Source organism: Photobacterium angustum (genome assembly GCF_002954615.1).
Classification (GTDB): domain Bacteria; phylum Pseudomonadota; class Gammaproteobacteria; order Enterobacterales; family Vibrionaceae; genus Photobacterium; species Photobacterium angustum_A.
In genome coordinates, this window is sequence record NZ_MSCJ01000003.1 from 331,940 (window position 1) to 354,210 (window position 22,271).

At 36.8% G+C, this 22,271-nt stretch carries 16 protein-coding genes and 1 tRNA gene; 11 read left to right on the plus strand and 6 right to left on the minus strand.

The window, feature by feature from the left end:
- Positions 1 to 162: 162 nt before the first annotated feature.
- Positions 163 to 510, minus strand: coding sequence for a hypothetical protein (locus BTO08_RS16175; RefSeq protein ID WP_242446285.1), 348 nt, complete (start codon positions 508 to 510; stop codon positions 163 to 165).
- Between the two features lie 912 nt (positions 511 to 1,422).
- On the opposite strand from BTO08_RS16175, the gene BTO08_RS16180 reads away from it, so the two are divergent.
- Entirely contained in the window at positions 1,423 to 6,594 is a 5,172-nt protein-coding gene (locus BTO08_RS16180) for a beta-1,3-glucanase family protein (protein WP_198038491.1), read from the plus strand.
- Between the two features lie 136 nt (positions 6,595 to 6,730).
- Here the strand turns inward: BTO08_RS16180 and BTO08_RS16185 are convergent, their stop codons facing one another.
- From BTO08_RS16185 to BTO08_RS16200, 4 genes are all read right to left on the minus strand, one after another.
- On the minus strand, positions 6,731 to 7,177 hold the full coding sequence (locus BTO08_RS16185) for a DUF6789 family protein (protein WP_105061687.1): 447 nt from the start codon (positions 7,175 to 7,177) through the stop codon (positions 6,731 to 6,733).
- Positions 7,178 to 7,279: 102 nt separating this feature from the next.
- Positions 7,280 to 7,792: an RNA polymerase sigma factor gene (locus BTO08_RS16190; RefSeq protein WP_236689261.1), complete on the minus strand. Its 513-nt coding sequence runs from the start codon at positions 7,790 to 7,792 to the stop codon at positions 7,280 to 7,282.
- 834 nt (positions 7,793 to 8,626) lie between these two features.
- Positions 8,627 to 9,907 carry a Y-family DNA polymerase gene (locus BTO08_RS16195; protein ID WP_105061682.1) on the minus strand — a complete coding sequence of 427 codons (1,281 nt, stop codon included), beginning with the start codon at positions 9,905 to 9,907 and terminating at the stop codon, positions 8,627 to 8,629.
- Positions 9,904 to 10,611 carry a S24 family peptidase gene (locus tag BTO08_RS16200; protein WP_105061688.1) on the minus strand — a complete coding sequence of 236 codons (708 nt, stop codon included), beginning with the start codon at positions 10,609 to 10,611 and terminating at the stop codon, positions 9,904 to 9,906. The genes BTO08_RS16195 and BTO08_RS16200 overlap by 4 nt, the downstream gene beginning before the upstream one ends.
- 363 nt (positions 10,612 to 10,974) lie before the next feature.
- Here BTO08_RS16200 and BTO08_RS16205 point away from each other — a divergent pair.
- From BTO08_RS16205 to BTO08_RS16210, 3 genes are all read left to right on the plus strand, one after another.
- Positions 10,975 to 11,050 (plus strand) — tRNA-Asn (locus BTO08_RS16205).
- A gap of 295 nt (positions 11,051 to 11,345) precedes the next feature.
- The gene (locus BTO08_RS22365; protein WP_198038492.1) at positions 11,346 to 11,498 is read left to right on the plus strand and encodes a hypothetical protein; all 153 of its coding nucleotides are present in this window, start codon (positions 11,346 to 11,348) and stop codon (positions 11,496 to 11,498) included.
- Positions 11,499 to 11,578: 80 nt separating this feature from the next.
- Positions 11,579 to 12,745 (plus strand): hypothetical protein, encoded by a 1,167-nt coding sequence (locus BTO08_RS16210; protein ID WP_105061689.1) that lies wholly within the window; start codon positions 11,579 to 11,581, stop codon positions 12,743 to 12,745.
- Positions 12,746 to 13,098: 353 nt separating this feature from the next.
- Here the strand turns inward: BTO08_RS16210 and BTO08_RS16215 are convergent, their stop codons facing one another.
- A complete protein-coding gene (locus BTO08_RS16215) occupies positions 13,099 to 14,400 on the minus strand; it encodes a GGDEF domain-containing protein (protein ID WP_105061690.1) in 1,302 nt (433 codons plus the stop codon).
- Between the two features lie 520 nt (positions 14,401 to 14,920).
- Between BTO08_RS16215 and BTO08_RS16220 the strand changes: the two genes are divergently transcribed.
- The 7 genes from BTO08_RS16220 (at position 14,921) to BTO08_RS16250 (ending at position 22,100) form a co-directional block, all read left to right on the plus strand.
- Positions 14,921 to 15,328 (plus strand): NirD/YgiW/YdeI family stress tolerance protein, encoded by a 408-nt coding sequence (locus BTO08_RS16220; RefSeq protein ID WP_146108439.1) that lies wholly within the window; start codon positions 14,921 to 14,923, stop codon positions 15,326 to 15,328.
- Between the two features lie 74 nt (positions 15,329 to 15,402).
- The gene (locus BTO08_RS16225; RefSeq protein WP_105061691.1) at positions 15,403 to 16,044 is read left to right on the plus strand and encodes an AcfA family outer membrane beta-barrel protein; all 642 of its coding nucleotides are present in this window, start codon (positions 15,403 to 15,405) and stop codon (positions 16,042 to 16,044) included.
- A gap of 136 nt (positions 16,045 to 16,180) precedes the next feature.
- Entirely contained in the window at positions 16,181 to 16,864 is a 684-nt protein-coding gene (locus BTO08_RS16230; RefSeq protein WP_105061692.1) for a response regulator transcription factor, read from the plus strand.
- Positions 16,861 to 18,051 carry a sensor histidine kinase gene (locus tag BTO08_RS16235; protein WP_198038493.1) on the plus strand — a complete coding sequence of 397 codons (1,191 nt, stop codon included), beginning with the start codon at positions 16,861 to 16,863 and terminating at the stop codon, positions 18,049 to 18,051. The genes BTO08_RS16230 and BTO08_RS16235 overlap by 4 nt, the downstream gene beginning before the upstream one ends.
- 370 nt (positions 18,052 to 18,421) lie before the next feature.
- Positions 18,422 to 21,019, plus strand: coding sequence for an Ig-like domain-containing protein (locus tag BTO08_RS16240; RefSeq protein WP_146108440.1), 2,598 nt, complete (start codon positions 18,422 to 18,424; stop codon positions 21,017 to 21,019).
- Positions 21,020 to 21,281: 262 nt separating this feature from the next.
- Positions 21,282 to 21,524 carry a hypothetical protein gene (locus BTO08_RS16245; RefSeq protein WP_045085049.1) on the plus strand — a complete coding sequence of 81 codons (243 nt, stop codon included), beginning with the start codon at positions 21,282 to 21,284 and terminating at the stop codon, positions 21,522 to 21,524.
- A gap of 312 nt (positions 21,525 to 21,836) precedes the next feature.
- Positions 21,837 to 22,100, plus strand: a complete 264-nt coding sequence (locus BTO08_RS16250) for a hypothetical protein (RefSeq protein ID WP_105061694.1) — start codon at positions 21,837 to 21,839, stop codon at positions 22,098 to 22,100.
- The last annotated feature ends 171 nt before the right edge of the window (positions 22,101 to 22,271 follow it).

Consider the following 22,271-nt stretch of genomic DNA (forward strand, 5'->3'; position numbering starts at 1 on the left):
CTAGCATGGCTAATCCTTAAACTTTTGCCACGATAATACTTTTATCGGGATATGTTATTCATTCAATAAGTAGGCTAGTTATTACGTTAAGCGAAGGAGGGGAGAAGTAACAGATAGCGCCAACATTAACTATTGACGCTAAAGTCTCTTACTATATAAGTGTTAATGTATTGGCTTTACTTCAACATTGTATTTCCACATATGTGCATCTCCATCCCCAAGTTCGATGCTCGCTACTTGACCAGAGCTATCGAGAGAGAGTACTGGCATGTCCATAAAAGAGTCACCTTCCTTATAATGACAAGACATTTTCCCCTCTAATCGAATAGTCGTTTCACTTTCTTGGGTGAGCTTTCCAGAGTATGTACAATCCCCGGCATGGGATATTACTGTCTGACCGAAGAAAGGCATCTTCAATGACGGGAAAACCAACTCTTTCTCTGCATCTTTAACCATCACAGAGACTTCATAACCACCTGACGAAAGAGCGAGACAGGGAAAGCTAAACATCAATAAACCGAGTAATTTTCTTTTCATATCTTTTAATTTCTACTGTGAATGTTTTCTAGAAAGCGGTTAAGCGATTATTAAGGGGTAAACCATACAGTCGGTATTGTGATGAAATTGAGATTTAAAATCTATAACAGGCAACCTAAAACATTTGATACTACTGAGTAGGTGTGTGGCTTCGACTTTAAGCGAAGTTTCATTATTTGTTATCAGCGCTCGCTTTGAATGCGGAGGAAATATTAGTCTTTTTCACCTTTATAGCTAAGTAAAGGTATTACATGCTTATTATTGATACTTTCACTAGTTTAGTAATCTTATCTAAATCTTGGTTAATAATTTTTTATACGAAAATTCCATTTTACCGCCTATGAAAAATCTCGCCCTGAGAGATTCATATTAGTGATTTTATTGAATTTTTATTCTTTATTTTGTGTTTTTTATTCTTATTGGGTGCGAGTGATAGTAAGTAATGTTGCTATTTACTATCTCTTTAAAAGTCTATTAGACTAAAGTCGTAAATTATCAAAAGTGATAAGTTGAGGAGATGTTATCACCTATAAAGTATTAATTTATTCTAGAAATAAGCCTGACATTATATTTTTATTCTAGTCACTATATTATAAAAGTGATTATTAATGGTGGCGATTTTTCATATAGTTGATTTCAAAGTTTCTGCACTTGAAATAAAAGAAAAGATAGTTCTCATTTTCATTGATAGTAAAAGTAAGCATTCTACCTAATACTTTATTTACAACTACTTAACGGTATTTCTTTATGTGAGCTAGATCTCCTTAGATTTTTATCTAGAGGGTTGCTCTGTCACATCTCTCACTATTTTTGGTAGAGCTTAAATAGTGAGATGTACGTTTTATTAGTTGCAAATCTATTTATAATATAAAAAAGAGAATGTATATGATAAATAAAATATCAATTAACGAGTTACTATTACCGAGTGTATTATTTTTTTCTTTACCCACTTTTGCACAGAGTAATATTGAAAACTGTAGTGGTGGAATGGAGGTTAAATTTGATCTAAGTAAGGTGAATAATGATTCAGTAACTTATGCAAATACGTATTTGACTGTTGTAGGTAAAAAGCAAGGTGTCGATACATCTGCTTTCGTTAAATTTTCAGTACCAACGAAAGAAGGTGAACTTGTAGAGTTATCTAAACAGAGTAATGGTAAAAACTATGCATTGTTACTCAATAAATTTGTATCAACATCAAGTAAGGTTGCACAAATATGTGTTCCACCTCTAATTTCTGGCAGGATCTATATTTCAGTTGGAAATCCACTTGATTTGCCCGTCGTTAAAGATGGAGATGGACATTATCGAGTGCAAGGCCCTGATGTGAATAATCCTTCCACCACCACCAATGGCACTGTTTTCGATAAAGTCGAATTTACTTACACAACGGGTGGCCAAACAGTCATTAATCCGACGGGGGTAGACTTTATTTCTATTCCATACACCATTACACAAGAGAAAGATGTGTATGGACGTGATGGCAGCATAGATAGCATTATCGATAATATGAAATTTTTAGTGTGTGAAGCACATGGTTACACCATTGAGTCCCCTAATTGTGATGCGGCATGGAATAAATCTGAATGGTCAACTTTGGCACATTATGAAGACATTAATGGCAACGTGGTTTCGGAGCATACAGAAAATGCACATTTAGTTAGAGTCGATGCTCCGGGGCGATTTGGTTCGACATTTAATAAATACTTTAATCCTTATGTTGAAAAGTTAATTAAGTATTACTCGGCAGAATCTGGTAAATCCATCAAAATGGATTTATCTGAAATAAATAAAGGTATTTGGGTCGGTCAATTTCAAGATAAACAGTTAAAGTTTTATCAAAATGGAAACAAAGCGACTTCACCGATTATTTATAATTTCGATGGTGATTTTAGTAATTCCATTTTTCTTGCCGATCAAGGCCCATTTACCAAAGACACTCCTGAAAAAGCAACGATTTCAAGAAATCTCAGCTCTGCTATTGTGGCGGGTTTACTGATGCGTAAAGATGGGAATAGTGGTATTGATACTCTTTTCGACAAGCAAGGTAATACTTTTTTAGCTAACAAAGTGCAATTAGAGAAGCTAATACCATTTTATTTTAATAATGGTGACAATACCTTAGATTATAACCCGAATATTTGTGGTCAATCTGGAGATGAACCATGTGTTAATATTTATCAGCAAGCGGTTCATGGACTTGTTAAAGATAATTACTACGTTAAACCAGATAAGGTGTATCTCCACTCATACGCTTTTGCCTATGACGATTTTTTGGGTATGGATGGGACAAACACTAAGACGGACTCCTATCCTGCGACGATCACTTTAGGTGACCTGCAACACAGAGTTTTTCCTCATACAGATTCTGATGTGCCAACAATACCAGATGCGTCAACCACGCCAGATAAGTCAACTACGCCAGGTGACACAAGCGCTTCAAAGCCAGATAAGCCTATTAACGGCGAGACCAATCCTATTAAAGTAGCACAAGATGGCTCCGAGTTAACTATTTCTATTAAAGCAAATTATTGGGCTAACCTTCATTACACCATTAATGGAAGTAACCAACAAAATGTACCTATGGTTAAAGATAATTCTGGTTCAGTGAGTTATGCCGTTAAAAACCTAACGCCTGGTACGGAGATTGAGTATTGGGTTACTTATTTAATGGATAGCGGTAAAGGAGCTAAAAATAGTCAACATTCCACTTACATAGTAAAAAAAACGAGTAGCGGCAACACCGGTAGTTCAGAGGAGCAGAATTCGGGAGGCGGAACAGAAAAGGACGAGCCACAACAAGGTTCTGGCAATACAAATAATTCATCAAGTTCATTGTGTGGTTATTTGAGTGAGAATAAATATGGCTCCTGCTTTGAGACTCAATCGTTACTAAGTTCGAAAGCGGCATTTGAGACGAATTTTTATAAGCGAGATGGTACTCATGGTAATAATGAGCAGCAATGGTATAAGCCTGACCATGTTATATGGAATGAAAATAATAAATCTGTAACGTTAAAAGCGGAAGTAAAAAGTACTAATGGTAAACCCTATACCTCCGGAGAAATTAGAACCAAAGGTAGGTTTACAATAACAAAAGACACAAAAGGTCATGACATTTCTCGTGGCGGCGTAGAGGTAAAAGCGAAAGTACCGTATGGAAAAGGGCGTTGGCCTGCGATCTGGATGATGCCACAAGGCGATATGCCTTGGCCTTCAGGGATGGAAGTCGACATTCTTGAGTTTATGCAGCCCCCTTATGCTGTTACTGGCACTGTTCATTATGGTCTAAAGCAACAAGATGGCGTTGTAACTTGGAATTACAACAATAATATAGATATCGCGGCAGACAATGCCCCCGCTAAGGAAATCGATAATGGGTGGCATAAATATGGTTTTGAATGGAATGTTACTTCATCAGGTACGATTTATCTAACTTGGTACTTTGATGGTCATCCATTCCACCAACTGGAAATGGGAAAAAGTGCGGCGGGTAAATACTACTCAGTGATGAGAAACCCTTCTGTCAAAAATAGAGAAACGAATCTTACATGTAGTAAATGGACAAATAGGTGCCCTGATAAATATCAATCGCTATCTGAAACCGCGTATCGTTCCTTTTTGGCTGCTTATGAATCTGGTTATTATTTAAGAATTAATATGGCTGTTGGTGGTGATGGCGTAGAGCCAAAGCCAGATACAAATAAGTTCCCTGTGACTGAAATGCAAATCGCGAGTATTTCTCGTTATGTCATTAAAGATAGTCAGCAAGAGAATAATGATACTGGTGATGGTAATACCGATGGTAGCAATGCAGGTGGTGGTAATACCGATGGTAGCAATGCAGGTGGCGGTAATACCGATGGTAGCAATGCTAGTGGTGGTAATACCGATGGTAGCAATGCTAGTGGTGGTAATACCGGTGGTAGCAATGCTGGTGGTGGTAATACCGATGGTAGCAATGCTGGTGGTGGTAATACCGATGGTAGCAATGCAGGTGGTGGTAATACCGGTGGTAGTAATACCAACAGTGGAAATACAGAAGACATTGATCATACTCAGGCCATCATCTCTTTAAACTTAAACTCTGATGGTTTCGAAAATTTATTATTGCAGCCTGAGTTATGTGATGAAGCGAGTGATCCATGTCCTAGCGGAGCATATTTTATTAAAAGTGGTAATGGCCAAGAGTTGTACAAGCTTGGGACAACGATGGGCGGTAGCCAACTTTGGGGAGATATGGGTAAAACCGGTCAATGGAGCCATAACCGATATGCGATCCTAATTGGAGAAGGGAACTATGAAATGCCAGATCCATTTAGATTGAATTATTACATGGAAGTAACGGGAGTGAGTGAATTTGATGCGCTAAATAAAGATCAAAAAGTCAAAGTCATGCCTGGTATCAATGCTCTAAATAGCTCTGGTAATACAGCTCCCGGTGCACTCAATAATTTTTGGCGGAGTTTAGCGAACCTTAATGTTGACTCTACAGCGCTACTGACTCCGATTAATCCAGATAAACCTAATGATAGAAATCCAGCTGGAGTATTACGTTTCGGTGTTTCTCAGGCATCAGGAATAAGAAATGTCTATTTCAGTGGTAAAGATCTATTAATGTGTGATTGGAACACAATTAACTGGGCTTGTGGCCAAGCGAGCGGTGGATTTATTGCGAATTCTTATATTGATGGTGAGATGAATCTTGGTTCACAGCAACAATTCTATATTGGTAATACTTATGCGAAGATGTTTGAAGGGTCGGTATGGAATTATGTTCTTCATAATGCAAAATCGGGTGATGGTATAACAAAGCATCCATATCCTTTTACTGATGTTAATGATGGTCACAAAGTTCTGACTAAACCAAGATTGGTTGTTAACTCTAATCAGTTATGGGAAATAGATGATGGAAACCCGAGCCATAACAACATTGATATAAATGACTTTGTTGTATTAAGTGCTGGTAATTCATCGGATGTTCTTAACGCTGACGTTGATAAGATCCAAGATGCTTTGAACTCTGGTAAAAAAGGGTTGCTTATCTTGCCTGGGGTATATGATTTTACGAAGCGACTACATGTTAAGGAAAATCAGATAGTTCTTGGTATCGGCATGCCTTCTTTAATTTGCGATGCCATTGAGGGGTGTTTACTCACAGATGACCAATCTATTCGAGTTGCTGGCGTAACATTAGAGCCTGGAATTATTGCGGATAAATCAGCAAAGAACTCTCTTTTAACCGTTGGTGACTACAAACAAGATCATCCTTCAATTCAAGACAAAAGAGACGCTGTTATTCTACAGGACGTGTATTGTCGGGTTGCAAGAACTCGTGATGTGTCTAAGTTGAGCGAAAATCACTCACCTAGTGCCTACAGTTGTATTACCGTAAACGCGAATGATGTGATTGGTGAAAACTTATGGTTATGGCGCGCTGATCATGATGCCCAAAGTGGTCATGATAAATACTCTTATAACAATCAAGTAGACTGGGATACAGATGAAGCCCAATATGGCTTGATTGTTAATGGTGATGATGTCGTTATGAATGGTTTAGCTGTTGAGCACTTCAAAAATTACCAAACTATTTGGAATGGTAAAAATGGTGTGATCAACTTTTATCAATCTGAAATGCCATACACGTTACCGGAAGACGATTCTGCGAATACGCCTAAAGTTGATTGTACGGCCTCTGATGGTCAAGTAGAGCAAGAGATTAAATCATATGCTGTGTGTCCTTCGTTGTATGTAGCCAAAACAGCGACCGGCTTTGTCGGAAATGGGATTGGTGTTTACTCATATCTGCCTAAAGAATATAACCATGGACGCTTGCAACAAACAATCGTCGCAGAGACTGCGATATATATTGCAGCGAATCCAGAAGATGTTTCTATTAAAAATTCAGTTAATCGCTGGTTAAATGGAGGCAAAAACAGTGGTATCAGTTACAACATCTTGGATGCGGCTGGTAACAAATACGGTAGGAGAATTTATGGGCCGGATTCAGCCAAAACAGATGATGTTGCGAATTCCGTTGTAGCGCAATACCCGTAAATCTATAATCAATATAACGTTATTATGTATCGACTAAAAGCCGAGTACACGAGTACTCGGCTTTAATTTTTGCGTTAAACGTCCAGCTGTAAAGGTGGCCGCTGGTCATCGTGCTATCTCACGATATGATGAGGTTTTAGTTTTGGCTAACGACTTCATTCTGGCTGTTTTTCGGTGTACCTATGATTGAGCCCATAATGGCGCCATACACAAGGTGTCCCATAAGAGCGATCATTGCGGCTGGAAGGCTATGAAAAAATAACCCCTTGCCCGCCATAGGAACAACAACAAGCATAGCGACTAAATAAATCGGTATTAGGTAAATTAACCCTTTTAACCAACCCGGTCCCGAAATACGATCATACCCAATTAATAAATAGCTTATTGGAAATAGAATCGTACCCATTACAAAATGAATCATAATACCGACGTTTTCAGGGCTGTGTATCATGCCGGCAATCATTTTCCCTACATTCATTGGAAAGCCAATAATATGAGGTGCGATCAATTGCCCCATAATAGTAAAGACAATGGTTCCTATGAATCCACCAAGTAACGCTTTTTGAATGTTGTTTCTTAACATAATAAGACTCCCATAAATTTTATTATCTATTGTTATTTGGCGCGATATTTTGCTTTTCGCCATATATGTAATGTGTATTCTGAGTAATAAGTACGAATGACGTTATTTTTCTAAGTATTCCTGAATCATTAAGCGCCCTCGGTGAATTCGACTTTTGGCAGCCATTCGAGTGATTAATAATTTATCCGCAATTTCACCAATCGAAAGTTCCTCAAAATCTCTCAATATGATGGCGGATCTGTATTTTTCAGGTAGTGAATGAATCGCCGCAATAATATCTAACCTCAAATCTGGACTGGAGTAATAAGAAAAGAGTTCATGGTAATCTTCGGGCAATTCATCTAAATTGTGATTTGATTTCATAAGCTTTGCGCACTCTCTTTTAATTATGATTAATAACCATCCTGGAAATGCTTCAATTGTTTTCAAGGTACCAATACGTCGCCAAATAATAGCTAAAGACTCTTGAACAGCATCATCGATATCATTAGATGTACATTGCTTAAATGCCATTTTTTTTAATGTTGGTTCCCAGTCAATTAGCAACTGTTCCGTTGCTTTTGGGTTTCCTTTTCTAGCCGCTTCAATTAATTCATTTCTGTGCATCATTGACATTCTTTCTCATATAATAATTTAGTGAAGTAAGCGTATAAGTTAAGACGCTAAACTTAGTAAAATCGCAGGTAATATGTTGAAAACACCCTGCCAACAAAATGTGTATCTTCAAGTCGATGAAAGAATATTGCTTTTAATTACTAGTTGCTTGTAAAAGCAATATTCATCATTTTTTGCTCTAATATCTTTCTTAGTTTTTCTAGCTTAGGTGAAATCAATTTTAACCTTACAGTAAAGACAATAAATTTTGTTCCTACTTTAAAGAGGCTGAAATATACAAAAAGGATTCAAAATAATTTAATTGTTTTTATTTTTAAATAAAATCAATGGCTTGAGTTAGGGTGTTATGAGGCGAAATAGAGGTGCCACACATCGATAAACCACTATAACATCAATTATTTTATCTAAAGCTAAAAACTACCTATCTCAATATCATTTACAAAACCAACCCAAAAGAATCAGTTTAGAAAGTGATTTTTACTATTAGAGTACTCACTAAAATGAAGTTTTTAATAGATAAAAATACTATGATGATAAAGTGCTTCTAACTATTTTTAGTTAAAAGTAAATAGCTGATACGAGAAAACCCATTGCCTGTCCCTAGGCAAATGGGTTGGGAAAAGCCTTGAATGGCAGGTAAGGCTAGTTGGAAGTCAATTAAATATTAGGCTAAATACTTACCTTTTCTTAGAATAAAAATAAAAACTATTTTTACATTATTTAAGTATAAAATTTGTGGCAGTTATTATCTTTTATACTATCTGATATTTTTCAAATTAGTCCTAAGAGGTTTAAAAAATAGATGACTCGTTTTTTTTAATTGAAATTACCCCACTAAACACACTTCACCACCACAATGTCTTTAATGTCGGTGTAGTAGTTCTCTAGCTCTAACATTTCTATTTCTCCCTGCCGTTCGTGGTAGCTGCGTTGCTGGCATGCAAAACCGATCACGCCTTTACCAAAGCGATCGCTTAATTGGTCGAGGGTGGTGTTTAAGGTGTCTTTGTTATCAAAGCGGTTAAATAACTCGAACTGTTTTACTTCGGCATCAATCAGGCTTGGGGCACCTACGCCCACTTTGTATATGGGTTGCTTGGTAAGGTTGTCGGGGATCAAATCATCGAATAAGGCGCGCAATTGTTGCAGGGCAAAACTGGTATCGGTTAGGCCGTTTTCGAGTGTCAGTTCACCACGGCGATAAAATGGTGGGCAACGGTCGTATTTTGAGGTGCTGACAAATACGGAAAGGGTCTTCATCTCGCTTTTTTGGTCGCGTATTTTTCGCATCACTTCGGCGCAGTGGTGAGCTAATTCGGCAAAAAGGTCGTCTCGGTGATGCAGGCGATCACGGTAAGAAGCGGTAGACCATATCTGTTTTTTCTTTTCTCGCTCAACGGAAATGTCTAAACAGGCGATGCCATTAAGCTCTGAAATTACGTTAGCGACGTTGATGGAATAACGTTTGTGATAGGTTTTGGTGTCGCACTGTTTTAGTTGGTAGGCGGTTAAAATGCCTTCTTGTGTCAGGTGTTTATTCAGTTGCCTGCCAATGTTCCAAAGTTTACCTACGGGCATTTGTTTTAAAACCGTGTCGGTTTCTTTCTCGCTTATTAATACACATTGTCCCTGGTAAGGTTGGCAGTTCTTCGCTGCCCACGAGGCGACTTTGGCCAAGGTTAGGGTTTTGCCTACACCAGCGCCTGTCGGTACACCGGTTTCTTTGTAAATGGCTTTGCGTAAGGCTTGTACGTGCTCATTCAGATCGACGTTGATTTGGTACAGGTGACTCACATCGTAAAACACTTCATCTACGCTATAGCGCATAGAGGGGGCACCTTGTATGTGCTTTTCAAGGGCTGTCATAAAGCGATCTGAATGGTGAGAAAAGGTGTTGAAGTTGGCTTTATACACAATGCCTTTGTGTACCCGCAAGCGGTCTATTTCTTCCCATATTGGGGTGAATTTTGAAATACCGATGTTTGTGCAAGCACGGTTAGCGGCAATGGAAATCCCTTGGCCTGCTGTTACTAATAACGGGGTATTTCTTAGGGCGGGCTTGTAGGTAATGCAAGATTCGGCGTAAAAACGGGTGCCATCAAGTAAGCAAATCATAAGGTAACAGGGCGGTGTAATCGTAGGCTGTAACGCACTACGCCGTGTAAGCGGGTGTAGTCGTCTTGGTTTATTTTTTGTGGCTTAAAGCTGGGGTTATCTGAATACAGGGTTCTGCTGTGTAAGTTCACGCGCTTTACAACAAGATCGTTGTTTAATGAAAGTACGATAACGTCTTCGTTCTCAGGGTTGAGGTGGCGCTCTAATACCAGTATGTCGTGGTCCCAAATGTACGGCAGCATGGAAAGCCCAGCTGCACGGCACAAGATGGTGGAGTGCTCTTGGGTGATCACCAGTTGGTGTAGGTCGAGTTCGGTTAAGTCATGGTGCCATGGTAATAACGGCGGTTGCCTGAAGTGATGGATGGAAAGAGTGATCACGCCTATTACGTGTAAGTCGTCCCACTCTTTGCCTGATACGGCAATGTGTTGGCATAGCAGGCTCCAACGTGCGATGTGGTTGTCGCCGTGTTGCTCAAATACAACAAGATCACTGTTTAGGGGCTGTAAGGCACTGTCTATGAGTAGCCAATCGCCTTTGGCGATCCCTAGCTTTTTGTAGGTGCTATCGGCGCTCATTATCCGCATAGATGAATGGCTGTGTACAAACATGGTTTGTAGATTTAGCGATTTTTTCCGAAAGCGAATAGTGGGGTTTTCAAAGCCGGTGATCCCCGCCTGTACGTAGGTGTTAAGTGTAATCATGGTTAAAAATACTGTATATGTGTACAGTTATTTTAGGGGTGTTTTTGGGGGGGAGCAAGGTGCTAAAAAAGTATTTGGTTATGGATGAGATTAGATTTTTTAGGTTAAAAATCTATTGATTGTTATGTTATTAGTGTTTTTTATGTGTAAAAAGCACACATAAAGTGGTGACCAAAATGCGACTATAAGTGTTCTAATAACTTAAAAATAGTATAAACATTATACAAATTTGATGTTTATAACTTTATGAAATTAAATGTATTAATTTTTAATGGTCTATTTTTTTGTAATTAAATTACGGGTGGGTTTAAGTCTTCAAAGCTGATGATGCGGGTTCGATTCCCGCTGCCTGCTCCAAACAATTCCTCCTTAGTTCCGTCGGTAGAACGGCGGACTGTTAATCCGTATGTCGCTGGTTCAAGTCCAGCAGGAGGAGCCAAATAGAAAAGCCCGCAAGCAATTGCGGGCTTTTTTACGTCTGAAAAAATAACTTAAAAAATGCTCGGTGACCAAAATAGTGGCCACTTTTTTGTAGCTTTAAACCTTCATCTCATCGGTTAGCACTGTCGCCATTATCCTGTAATGCTTTAGGTGCTGATGTCGAGGCAGAGGCAGAGGTAAAATTGCAATAACTGGGAAGGTTGCAGGTAGATATCAAGAATGGACTGAAAGTTTAGAAACTGGTTGTGGAAACTTTAGAGTAGCTAAGAGTAAATTGGAGCAATACGACTGTTGTGGTTAGAGGTATAGGGATAGATGATAATGCCGAAGAAAATGTTCAAATAGGCATCAAACTATCTGCAAAAACAGATACGTGTGGTGAAAGTAAGTGTGAACTAGAAGCGGTAGAGGTTACTACAAAAGCAGAGGCTTATGTATCTTTATAGGTATGGTTATTGAAGTATTCCGCTACATATAAACCTAAACCTGTCGTTCTTAGTGAAGGTTATAAAGGGAGTTGTGCTGGATGAAAAAAAAAATAAAATTTTTTATATTAGTGATTATTGCTATTTACAGTTGCAAAGTTTTTGCTGCTAAATTGGAATTGCTACCAATTACTTATGACTCCCATAATAGTAGCTTTATACTTTCTGAGTTTGCTGAGGATACGATTGATGGTAGATTGCTAAATTTAGCAGATATAAAATCACCTAGAACAGCAGAGCAAGTATTAGCTAAATATTATTGGTTACTTAAAAATGGGAATACTGATAAAGCTTCTTCTTTGTATTATATTGATGATGATAGTCAGGAAGAATTTATTAAAGCTATCAAATCAAAAAAGTTGAAATTAGAAGGATTCAAAAATCTTTCAGAAGTAAAAATTAATCATATTCAGCGCTGGAGTTCATTTGTTTATTTCTGGATCACTTTTATAAGTGATACTGGACAGAAATTTTCTTTGAAAGAGAAAGTTAATTGTACTTCTGAATGTAAAATTGTCTTTACACGTTTTTTGGAAAAAAATGAAATTGACGAGTTGTTAGAACTCAATTTATTTACATACAAGATGCTGGAAGGGAAAATATATAGGAGAGTGAGCCAAAGCGACTTAATTGACTTTACTAAAGTGACTGTAAATCATCCAAAAGATTTAGGTGGTGTTAACAAAACCTATCCCATGTCTTTTTATCTTAACTTTGATAAAACTTATAGCAAAAAAATTATATCGAGGAAAGATGATTGCAATATTACTTATAAAAGTAATGTTGAACTAGCAATGTGTGTTTTTTTAAATAAGTTTGAATCTATTAATGTTTTAGAACCGGAAAAACTTGCCAAATTTATCTCAGAGGTGAGAGGGATCTCATATAGAGAGGCTATAGTGGTTATGCGTTATTCTGGTAAACATATTGAAAAAAAATTCTATCAGCCAAAGCCCTTTATTCAATGGGTAACTAGCTGGTCTGCAGTGAAATTACTCGGAAGTCTTGAAAATGAGTCCACATATTTTTTGTTTTTTAAGCCTAAATTTGAAAGTGGGCGTGAAGGTCCTATTCAAGTTGTAACTTTCGATAAGATAAATGATCCTAATTATTCAACTGCTATATATGGAAACAATGGTGAAGATACGTATTTATATTTTCAGAATGAAGTTTTTCTAACTGAATTATCCAATATTATTGGTGAATGATGAGAAAGGTAAAACTCGCTGGCGAGTTTACACATTATTATTAACTTTAGTTGCTTTTCTTACTCTTTTTAAGTGTGAGTAAAAATTACTAAACACACTTCACTACCACAATGTTTTTAATGTGGATGTAGGAGCCCTCTAGATCTAACTGTTTTACTTCGGCATCAATCAGGCTTGGGGTAACTACGCCCAATTTGTATATCGGTTAGGCCGTTTTCGAGTGTTAGTTCGCCACAGTGATAGAAAGGCAATAACCTGTAATCATGTTGCCATCCTTGAATACTGAATAAGCTATCAAGGATGGCATATAATAGTCGCTGATTTAAACTTTATTAAAACTAAGTATTAGCGAATTAAACAATCGTCGATTGATTACGACCATTATGCTTTGATTGATATAACGCATCATCACTAACTTTATATGCGTCACTAAATGATAATGTGTCTGACACAGTACCACCAATTGAAATAGTGACAGCAATGTTATGGATAGGGGATACCTGCACAACATGTCGAATTTTTTCAGCTTTTAACTTCAATTGTTCTTTCGTCATTGACGTAAAGCTTAGGATAAATTCTTCTCCACCCCAACGGATAGCAATATCACTTTGACGTATGCATCGCCCCAATCTTTCTGCTAACTTACGTATTACTTCATCGCCTACTTCATGGCCATAAGTATCATTAATTGACTTAAAGTGATCAATATCAATAATCAGTAAGCAGAAACCTTTTTGAGCATGTAGTTTTTTCTCATAGTAATCACGTCGATAGAAGTGTGTCATGAGATCTCGTTGTAATGAGAACTTTCTCGTTTTTATTTTTGCGGTTAACCAGTAAATAAAAAAAGTTAATGATAATGCAGGTATTAGTGAGTACTTTAAAATATTAAATAAGTTAACTCCGACATAAAAAGGGTCTTGGCTTGAGCAAGGTAAGAGTTTTTTAATGGAAAAGTCATACTTTGATGGATTCGAATAAAGTACAGTTTTATACTTATTATTATAATTTTTAAGAGTATCATTGAGTATATTATTTTTAATATCAATAGCTAGTAACGCATCTAATTTACGGTTGTTATAAATTGGATAGTATAATGTTCTGATTGCTTGGTTTGATCCATCTTCTATATATTTCTCTGTCATTTTTATATTACAGCCATAAAAATAACTATAGGTTTCACCTAGGCCTTCTTTATCTATAATCCTTTTGATGACAGAATTTTTCTCATAGTTTTTATAAGATTCTAAATATTGTCTACGTGCGGGATCAAAATGCGCATGAGTTGCTGGATTATCAAAAACAGCGATTGTCCAAATATTGTTATCTGTTAGTTGATCCAGTTGATCACGAAGAAGGTTTATCCCTTTAGATAAGTTTTTCACTTCAGATGTATGGTTTATAACTACGGAAACACCATTGAAATACTGTTGGCCTTTTGGGATAAGTCTAGTATCTGTATTGTTGTAAAATGAACTAAAACGACGGCTTACAGAATATACTGAATTTATTGTCTTGAAGTATTGCTTATAAAATTTCTCTAAATGATAGGCATTATAAGCAAAATATCCACATGATATGATCGTAAAAAATAGCACGAATGGCTTAATAAAAGTAATTAACGTTTTGTTTTTATGTGTTATTTTATCGATCATTGCAATGTGAATACTGGTATGTAAGGGTTATATTTTCACATTCTAAATATATAAAGTAAATTTTATTTCTCATATCTTTAATGAATATATTTCATGAAAATGACAAATTAGTTTTTCGTCGTTGTTGGTAAATATTAACAAGAGGAATTAAATGAGATTAATGTTTTTTGTCTGCAAGAAGATAAATATAAAAGGACTTAGTGCAAAAAATCAACATGAAATTTTAATTATATTTTTCTATATTTAATTAAGCTATTCAATGACCTATTTTTAATTCAAATAGAAACACTTTACTCCTGAATAAGCAGCGACAGCGACCAGTGAAGTATCTCAACAATAGGATAGAGTCCGATCATTTACCTATTAAGGTTATTTGCAATAACCTCTGATTACTCTAAACATTCTTTTACCTTGTGTTCGATGCTATTGCGAACCTTACAAAAATGTAAAGTTCATGACAGGTTGGTGTATAGAACCTTATGTATTCTTTCAGCATCAAAACAAACATAAGGTTTTCAACATGTCTATTAAACGTATTTCTTTATTCCTTCTACCAGCAGCATTGTTATCAACATCAGCTTTAGCTGAAATGCCAACTCAAGGTTTTACACCGTCAATGGCAGTACAAACTCAACAACAAGGATTTACTGGACCAAGTTACGGATTAAACACAGTGAAGTCTGTGCTTGATGCAGGTATGTTCAGTGATGATACGCCTGTGGCACTGACAGGAAATATTACCCGCTCTTTAGGTGGTGAGCATTACACATTTACTGATGGTACTGGCTCTGTCACGATTGAGATTGATCATGACAAATGGTTCGGCATCCAAGTTACACCGGAAACGAAAATAACGATCTCTGGCGAAATTGATAAAGAGTTTAATCATACAGCTATTGATGTGGATTATATTCGAATTGCGAGCTAATACGTTCTTAATATCACGATAATTTCACAGTTGCTGAAATAGTATAATCTCCTCATTAGTAACAGATAGATAAAATGAAAAAGTCAGTATTGCTTTCGTTAGCCTTCCTCAGTGGTAGTGCAGTGGCTACGCCTTATATGGGCTTGGAATATGGTTCAGCATCAGTAAAGCACGATTACCAAACACATTTTCTCGCTGATAATAAAACGGTTGTAGCAAGTGATTCTAGCTCTGTGTTTGGTGGTTTTATCGGTTATAAAACAGAAAACAATTATGGCTTTGAAGTTAGCTATAAGCAGTTTGATTTAGACGGTGAAAGTAGTCAGTTACTTCTGTCTGATAAACCTGGGTTTATTTTAGAGCGCGAGTGGGAGTCGGATTTATCGGTTAAACAAATTAGCCTAAAGCCTGTGGTGTTTTACTCATTATCTGAAAACATACAGCTTAAAAGTGGTCTTGGTTTAACCTATAGCCATTATAAATACACCTCATCATCTCATGATGAATACGAGCATGTATTAAATGATGACATTGAGATAAATCTACCTCGCTCTGGTGGCGAGAGTAAAAAAGACAGTGCATTAGGTATCGTTGCAAGTATTGGCGTTGATTATAACCTTTACCGAAATATTCACATTGGTGCGGCAATGGAATACTACGTAGATAACATCGCTAATGGTGGCAATATTACGGTAAATACATCGTACTTTTTCTGAGTATAAGCCTACCTCTAAAATGATTGCAGTGAGCGATGTTGTTAAAGCGCTCACTGCTTTTCTGTATTTATCTATTTCATTTATTTTTATTGGTCAGCACTTTTAGTGAGTCTGATTATATTACCGAGCGATTATTATGCGTATTTTGCTTGTTGAAGACGATATCAGTTTAAGCCGTTATGTAGAGAAAGGCCTCCAAGAAGCCGGACATAATATTTTATGTGTTGATGATGGGAAACATGCATTATCGATATGCCTCACTGAACAATTTGATATCGCGATTGTAGATCGGATGCTACCTGGCTTAGACGGACTTGCGCTTGTTAAGGCATTACGTGCATCAAAAATAACCATGCCCGTATTATTTTTAACCTCGCTAGGGGGGATAGATGATCGCGTTGATGGATTAGAGGCAGGAGGCGATGATTATTTAACTAAGCCATTTGCCTTTTCAGAGTTATTGGCACGCTTGTCTGCGTTATCTCGTCGTTCACATCAGTTGTTAGAAAAAGCCACCAACGAACTACATTATGCTGATGTATCACTAAATTTATTTGATCATACTGCATGTCGCCAAGGACAAAACTTACAGTTACAGCAGAAAGAGTTTCGTATCTTGGAGCTTTTCCTTCGTCATCCAGGTCGCGTGATCACACGAACCATGTTACTTGAGCATGTATGGGGACTGTATTTTGAGCCTCAGACTAGTGTGGTAGAAACGCATATCAGTCGCTTGCGTAATAAATTAGAAAAACCGTTTGGCGATCAGTTGATCCATACCGTACGTGGGGCGGGATACAAATTAGAGTGTAAAAGATGAGAAGCGCAATGCTGCCGTTAATGATCGAACGCATAAAGACATTTTGCGCTTCGCATCCTTGGTTACGTCATTCTGCGATCCAACAAGGGGTGATGTTTGTTACCGTCTCTATAGTGAGTTTGTTATTGATATCAAGCATCACAATTTCGTATGTAGATTATCATTTAGATGAATTAAACGACGAGATCGAGCAGAACATTGAAGCCTTTATGTATGGCATGACAACAGAAATAGACAAAGAACCTATTGATGAAGATGATGTTATCGATGTTTTAGTCACAGGCTTTACCTTATCTGGGGTACTCGTTGTGCTACTGAGTGGTGCAATCGTTGCTTACATGAGTAAACGTAACCAAGAAAAAATTGATCGTATTGAACAAGTGTTAAAAATGGCATCAGAAGGCAATTTATCGGTAAGAACCTCGGTTTCTCGGCAAGATAATGACCTTGATCGTATCGGCTATTCGGTGGATGAAATGCTCTCTCACTTACAAAGTGTTGTGGCGGCAATGAGCGATATTTCTGCCAATATTGCTCATGAATTGAAAACACCCATCACACGTTTGCAGTATCATTTACTGACTCTTGATGAAATGCTGGTTCAACAAAATACAGTTGATAGTGATCATTTATCTGAACAGCTAGCATTAGCTGTCAAAGAATCCACTCGTTTGGCTGATATTTTTGATGCGCTATTGCGGATTTCACAAATTGAGTCAGGTCAGCGGCGTCAACGATTTGAAGCTGTAGATATTGTTGATGTAGTCAATATTATCGCGGATATCTATGTCGATGTAGCAGATGATGCAGGGATGGTCTTAAACGTCCATATGCCAAAGTCGCCGCTTGTTATTCAAGGTGATCGTGAATTGTTAATTCAGCAATTAGCTAATTTGGTGGAAAACGCATTGCGTTATTGTACTAAAGGAAGTGAGCTTTCTCTGATTTGCCGACAAGATAATGAAGGCGTGTTGATCGCGATGAAAGATAATGGGCCAGGTATTCCTGAGCAGGAAAAAGAGCGAGTGTTTGAACGATTATATCGTATCAATAAAGCACGTAATGATGGTGGTTTAGGCATAGGGTTATCTTTAGTTAAAGCGGTAGCTGAATTGCATAAAGGTGATGTGAAACTTTATGACTGTCATCCTGGGCTCGGTGTTGATATTCATTACCCTAAAGAGTAGCTGTTTCTATTCTCTATATGAAACTCATAAAAAGACCGATCTGCGTCGGTCTTTTTAGCATCGAACATTTAGGTTGGTATATAAAGATGGCTAAGAATCAACAATGATGAGGTAATTTTTAGCTTCATTTTAATTACTTTATCGAACAATAAAATCATACGCTAAATAAAAATAAGTTCAGCTTCTTATTTTTCCGAACAATAACGCCAATATGGAATTTTAACGTTAAATATCAGTTGCTTGTTGATGGTTTCCTCTGCTGTTAGTTAGAAGCATGATTAAAATCAATCATAAAGGAAAATGTATTTCATTAAGTGTTAAAACCCCCTTTCTTTATAATGTCTCTTTCCACATCATTAATTAAATTCTTATGAAAAGATTTTTATTGCCATTATGTTTATCGATAGTGGGTTGTAATGAAAATAAACACGTTTCTGGTGAAGTTAACCATGCACCAACGATTAAAGCTTTGTCGACAATTAACATTGCAGCTGGGAAATCGACAACTATCGATGTAATAGCATCTGATAAAGATGGCGATAGGTTAACTTATTCGTTAGTGAACAATCCCGATTGGGCCTCTATTCAAGATAACATTATCTCGATCGCGCCATCACATGCTGATATCGGTCAGTATGTTTTAACTGTAAAGGTTTCTGATGGTTCATTATCAGCAGAAATGAATACGGCATTGAATGTCAATTTACCGATGACGCCAGTTAATCCCGATGACGTTAACCATGCACCGACGATTGAAGCTTTGCCGACAATTAATATTGCTGCTGGGAAATCGACAACTGTCGATGTAGTAGCATCCGATAAAGATGGCGATATGTTAACTTATTCGTTAGTGAACAATCCTGACTGGGTCTCTATTCAAGATAACATTATCTCGATAGCGCCATCACATGTTGATATCGGTCAGTATGTTTTAAAAGTGAAGGTTTCTGATGGTTCATTATCAGCCGAAATGAATACGGCACTGAATGTTAATTTACCGATGACGCCAGTTAATCCTGATGTGGTGAACCATGCACCGACGATTGCTGCCTTGCCGACAATTAAAATAGCGGCTGGGAAATCGACAACTGTCGATGTGGTAGCATCTGATAAAGATGGCGATACGTTAACTTATTCGTTAGTGAACAACCCCGATTGGGTGACTATTCAAGATAACACTATCTCGATAGCACCATCACATTCTGATGCTGGTCAGCATGTTTTAAAAGTGAAGGTTTCTGATGGTATTTTTGATACAGAAACCGAACTGAATATCATCGGATTAGGGGTAGAACTTGATTCACCTGCTTTAACTGAAACTAATTTTAGAACGGCTGATTATATTTTATTGGGCGAAGATATTCCTGTTATTACTGTAGGGTTGGATAATGTTAAAACATTAGGCTTTAACCATTCGTTTAGCTTTAATAATATTTCATTTTTTAATAATAATGGTTTAATTACCATTGAAAATAATACGCCAACAAATATCAGTAAAATGATTATTAAGTATGGCGAAAATGAAATAGCGTTACTTGAAATGCCTTATCCATTAAATGCGATGAGTTCTGCTGAGTTATATTTACCTGCCGAGATAGTCGATGCTGGCAATATTAGAGCGTCCTATCAAACACGAGCATATCTGCCTAATGTATCGGTAGGGTTAACGTCAACGGATGACGAGAGTGAAGCATTTAATCCAGCTCATGTAACTTGTGGCAGTGACGGTAGAGTGTGTCATCGGCCAGCCTTTGGCTTGGAGAGAGAAATATTGACAACGATGGCAATTAATATACATAACTTAATGAATACGCGTGATGTTATTTTTCGGCAGCGAAACTTTATAAATAGTAAATGCGACGATTATGATGAATGTGTTGCTTATGATAATACGAGACATTTACCTTATTCAGAGTTTGTGCGAAATATGAATGGTTATGAGGGACATTCAATGTATCTTCAACTTCATACAAAGAATAAAAGCGGCATTCATACGAGTGAAGGGTATGGAAGCGGTAGCTTCGGTAATCTTAATAACTTCTATAGTGAAGAAGATGGATGGGCCTCTGTAAAAGATGTATATGTGAATAAGGATTCTGAACAGTATCGTCCTTATTCCGCCAGTTTATATAACACTTTTTTTCATGAAGGGGCTCATGCTTCAGGCCTTAGTCATGAGAGTGGAATGTCATACGGTTTTGCTGATGATCTCATGGTGTATATGATCGAAAAAGACCTTGTTTTACCAGAACATACTGTTGAAAATATCAATATGTGGGCTGGAACAAGAAAAGAATATATTGTCCCTGACATTTATCTTGATGTGGCTGTTAACGATAGTTTTGGTGCAGTAATTAAGGTAATGAAAACGAATGATATAGAAATTGGAGACTTGACGTTTGAATTATCATCTCATACTCCTGTTTCTTATGTTTTTAATCAGATTGATAGCAATACGTTCTTTATTCAATTTGATGAGACTTTTCCTGATATTGCAGCCGATAATAAGGATGATTTTGCATCGCGAGGCACTACTTTTTTTATTCAGGCCTATCGAAAAAATGCGCCTGACGCAAAAGTAGTGAGTTATAAAATAGATCGTAGAATGTTAATTGAGCAAAGAGAACGCTCATCGAAAATCACTTATAATTCAATGTATGAATATTTTGTTCTAGAAAATGATGAGTTTTCCTCTAGCGATACACCATTTGATATGAGGATGCGTTGCTTTAACTTATATGGAAAACTAGCGTCACCAGAGCAATATAGTAAGATATATGATTATTTGAAGAAAAATAATGCGTTATCAACACTAGAATATCGTTCATTTATCTCAAATGCAGAAGATAACGGTTATATAGTTTCAGATTTTCTTGATGATGAACATAAAGATGATCGAAGAGTTATATATTGGAAGCTAATTGGTGAAGACATGAGTGGTATTTGTGTCTTGCCAAGGCAACAGTAACTCAGGTTTTATCAATAATTTATCATCGTAAGCGACTTATTATTTCAAGTTATTATTTGGCTACGAGAGCGTAAGGCTCTCGTAAGCTGTTTCTTCCTTCTTGTTCTTTCCTTATATTATGCGTCCCATTCTAATTATTACTAAATGGTAATAATATTTTGTATATATATTGGATTGTTGTTTTAAAGGTAATTGTTAATAATACACCCAACGAAACGCCTAAGGCGTTCATAAATATAAAAGCACAAAGGTTTTATTACTCATGAAAACAGTTATTAAAGCAACTATCGCAGCCGCTATCATCGCTATGTCTTACAATGCTTCAGCAAAAGATGGGGCGTTTACAGGTAATGTTCAATTTCAAAAAGCAGCAGCTAGCACAATGAATGCCGCGCACTACCAGAAACAAGGTACCGCAGAGCGTTCACACTCAGGTGTTGTTTTCACACAATCAGCATCACAACTTACCTTTGCTGAAAAGCTATTGTCTGCTGCTGATAAATAAGCTGCAGATATCGGCAATAAATACCCATTTTAATTATTACGTTAATGTAATAGTGGTTAACTTTTTATTTTATTGGTTATATCTAGCAAGTGAGATGCTGTTAGCATCAACAATAACAACAACGATAAAGATTCGGTGCTGAAGTAGACGACGTTATTCAGATTTTACTGGCGTTAAAGTTATCTATACAGCGCACCGCTAAGTTGCTGAAGATTTTGCTCGTACAAAATAATTTAATTACCAAATGAGTCCTTAAAGCCTTGAACTTTGTTTAAGGCTTTTTGTTATCTAATTCTATTTCGAGAGTAACAAATGACAGAAAATATCATTGTTGAGGTTAGTAATTACAGAAGTTCGCCAAAGAAAGTCTCAATAAAAGCGTATTGCAATGAAAAAAAGACACTACCAAGTTCGGTGATTATTTCATTAGAACAATATGAATCTGCTGGATTAACTCAATCTTTAACTCAACTTATTAATAACAGCAGCAACCAAATTTTGATTGATAAGTGTAAATTATTACTTAACTACATAGCCTCTGGTGCAACAATTCGAATGAATTGCTATAGTAAATAAAAAGACCGCCTAGATGGGCGGTCTTTTAATATCAAGAAAATAAACGACTTATGGATAATATAGTAATCTACTAACGTTTTTGCACATATTGTTTATCACTAAGTATAAACAGCCGTATTTTATGTATCATAGTAATAATTTTAAACTTGTTTAAATTTGTATTTGCCATTA

Excerpts from the sequence above, each read along its gene's own strand:
- BTO08_RS16235 (WP_198038493.1), top strand. The coding sequence starts at position 16,861 with ATGAGAAGCGCAATGCTGCCGTTAATGATCGAACGCATAAAGACATTT.
- BTO08_RS16210 (WP_105061689.1), top strand. The coding sequence starts at position 11,579 with ATGAAAAAAAAAATAAAATTTTTTATATTAGTGATTATTGCTATTTAC.
- BTO08_RS16230 (WP_105061692.1), top strand. The coding sequence starts at position 16,181 with ATGCGTATTTTGCTTGTTGAAGACGATATCAGTTTAAGCCGTTATGTA.
- BTO08_RS16175 (WP_242446285.1), bottom strand. The coding sequence starts at position 510 with ATGTTTAGCTTTCCCTGTCTCGCTCTTTCGTCAGGTGGTTATGAAGTC.
- BTO08_RS16245 (WP_045085049.1), top strand. The coding sequence starts at position 21,282 with ATGAAAACAGTTATTAAAGCAACTATCGCAGCCGCTATCATCGCTATG.
- BTO08_RS16200 (WP_105061688.1), bottom strand. The coding sequence starts at position 10,611 with ATGATTACACTTAACACCTACGTACAGGCGGGGATCACCGGCTTTGAA.
- BTO08_RS16250 (WP_105061694.1), top strand. The coding sequence starts at position 21,837 with ATGACAGAAAATATCATTGTTGAGGTTAGTAATTACAGAAGTTCGCCA.
- BTO08_RS16240 (WP_146108440.1), top strand. The coding sequence starts at position 18,422 with ATGAAAAGATTTTTATTGCCATTATGTTTATCGATAGTGGGTTGTAAT.
- BTO08_RS16180 (WP_198038491.1), top strand. The coding sequence starts at position 1,423 with ATGATAAATAAAATATCAATTAACGAGTTACTATTACCGAGTGTATTA.
- BTO08_RS16190 (WP_236689261.1), bottom strand. The coding sequence starts at position 7,792 with ATGTCAATGATGCACAGAAATGAATTAATTGAAGCGGCTAGAAAAGGA.
- BTO08_RS16185 (WP_105061687.1), bottom strand. The coding sequence starts at position 7,177 with ATGTTAAGAAACAACATTCAAAAAGCGTTACTTGGTGGATTCATAGGA.
- BTO08_RS16195 (WP_105061682.1), bottom strand. The coding sequence starts at position 9,907 with ATGATTTGCTTACTTGATGGCACCCGTTTTTACGCCGAATCTTGCATT.
- BTO08_RS16215 (WP_105061690.1), bottom strand. The coding sequence starts at position 14,400 with ATGATCGATAAAATAACACATAAAAACAAAACGTTAATTACTTTTATT.
- BTO08_RS16225 (WP_105061691.1), top strand. The coding sequence starts at position 15,403 with ATGAAAAAGTCAGTATTGCTTTCGTTAGCCTTCCTCAGTGGTAGTGCA.
- BTO08_RS16220 (WP_146108439.1), top strand. The coding sequence starts at position 14,921 with ATGTCTATTAAACGTATTTCTTTATTCCTTCTACCAGCAGCATTGTTA.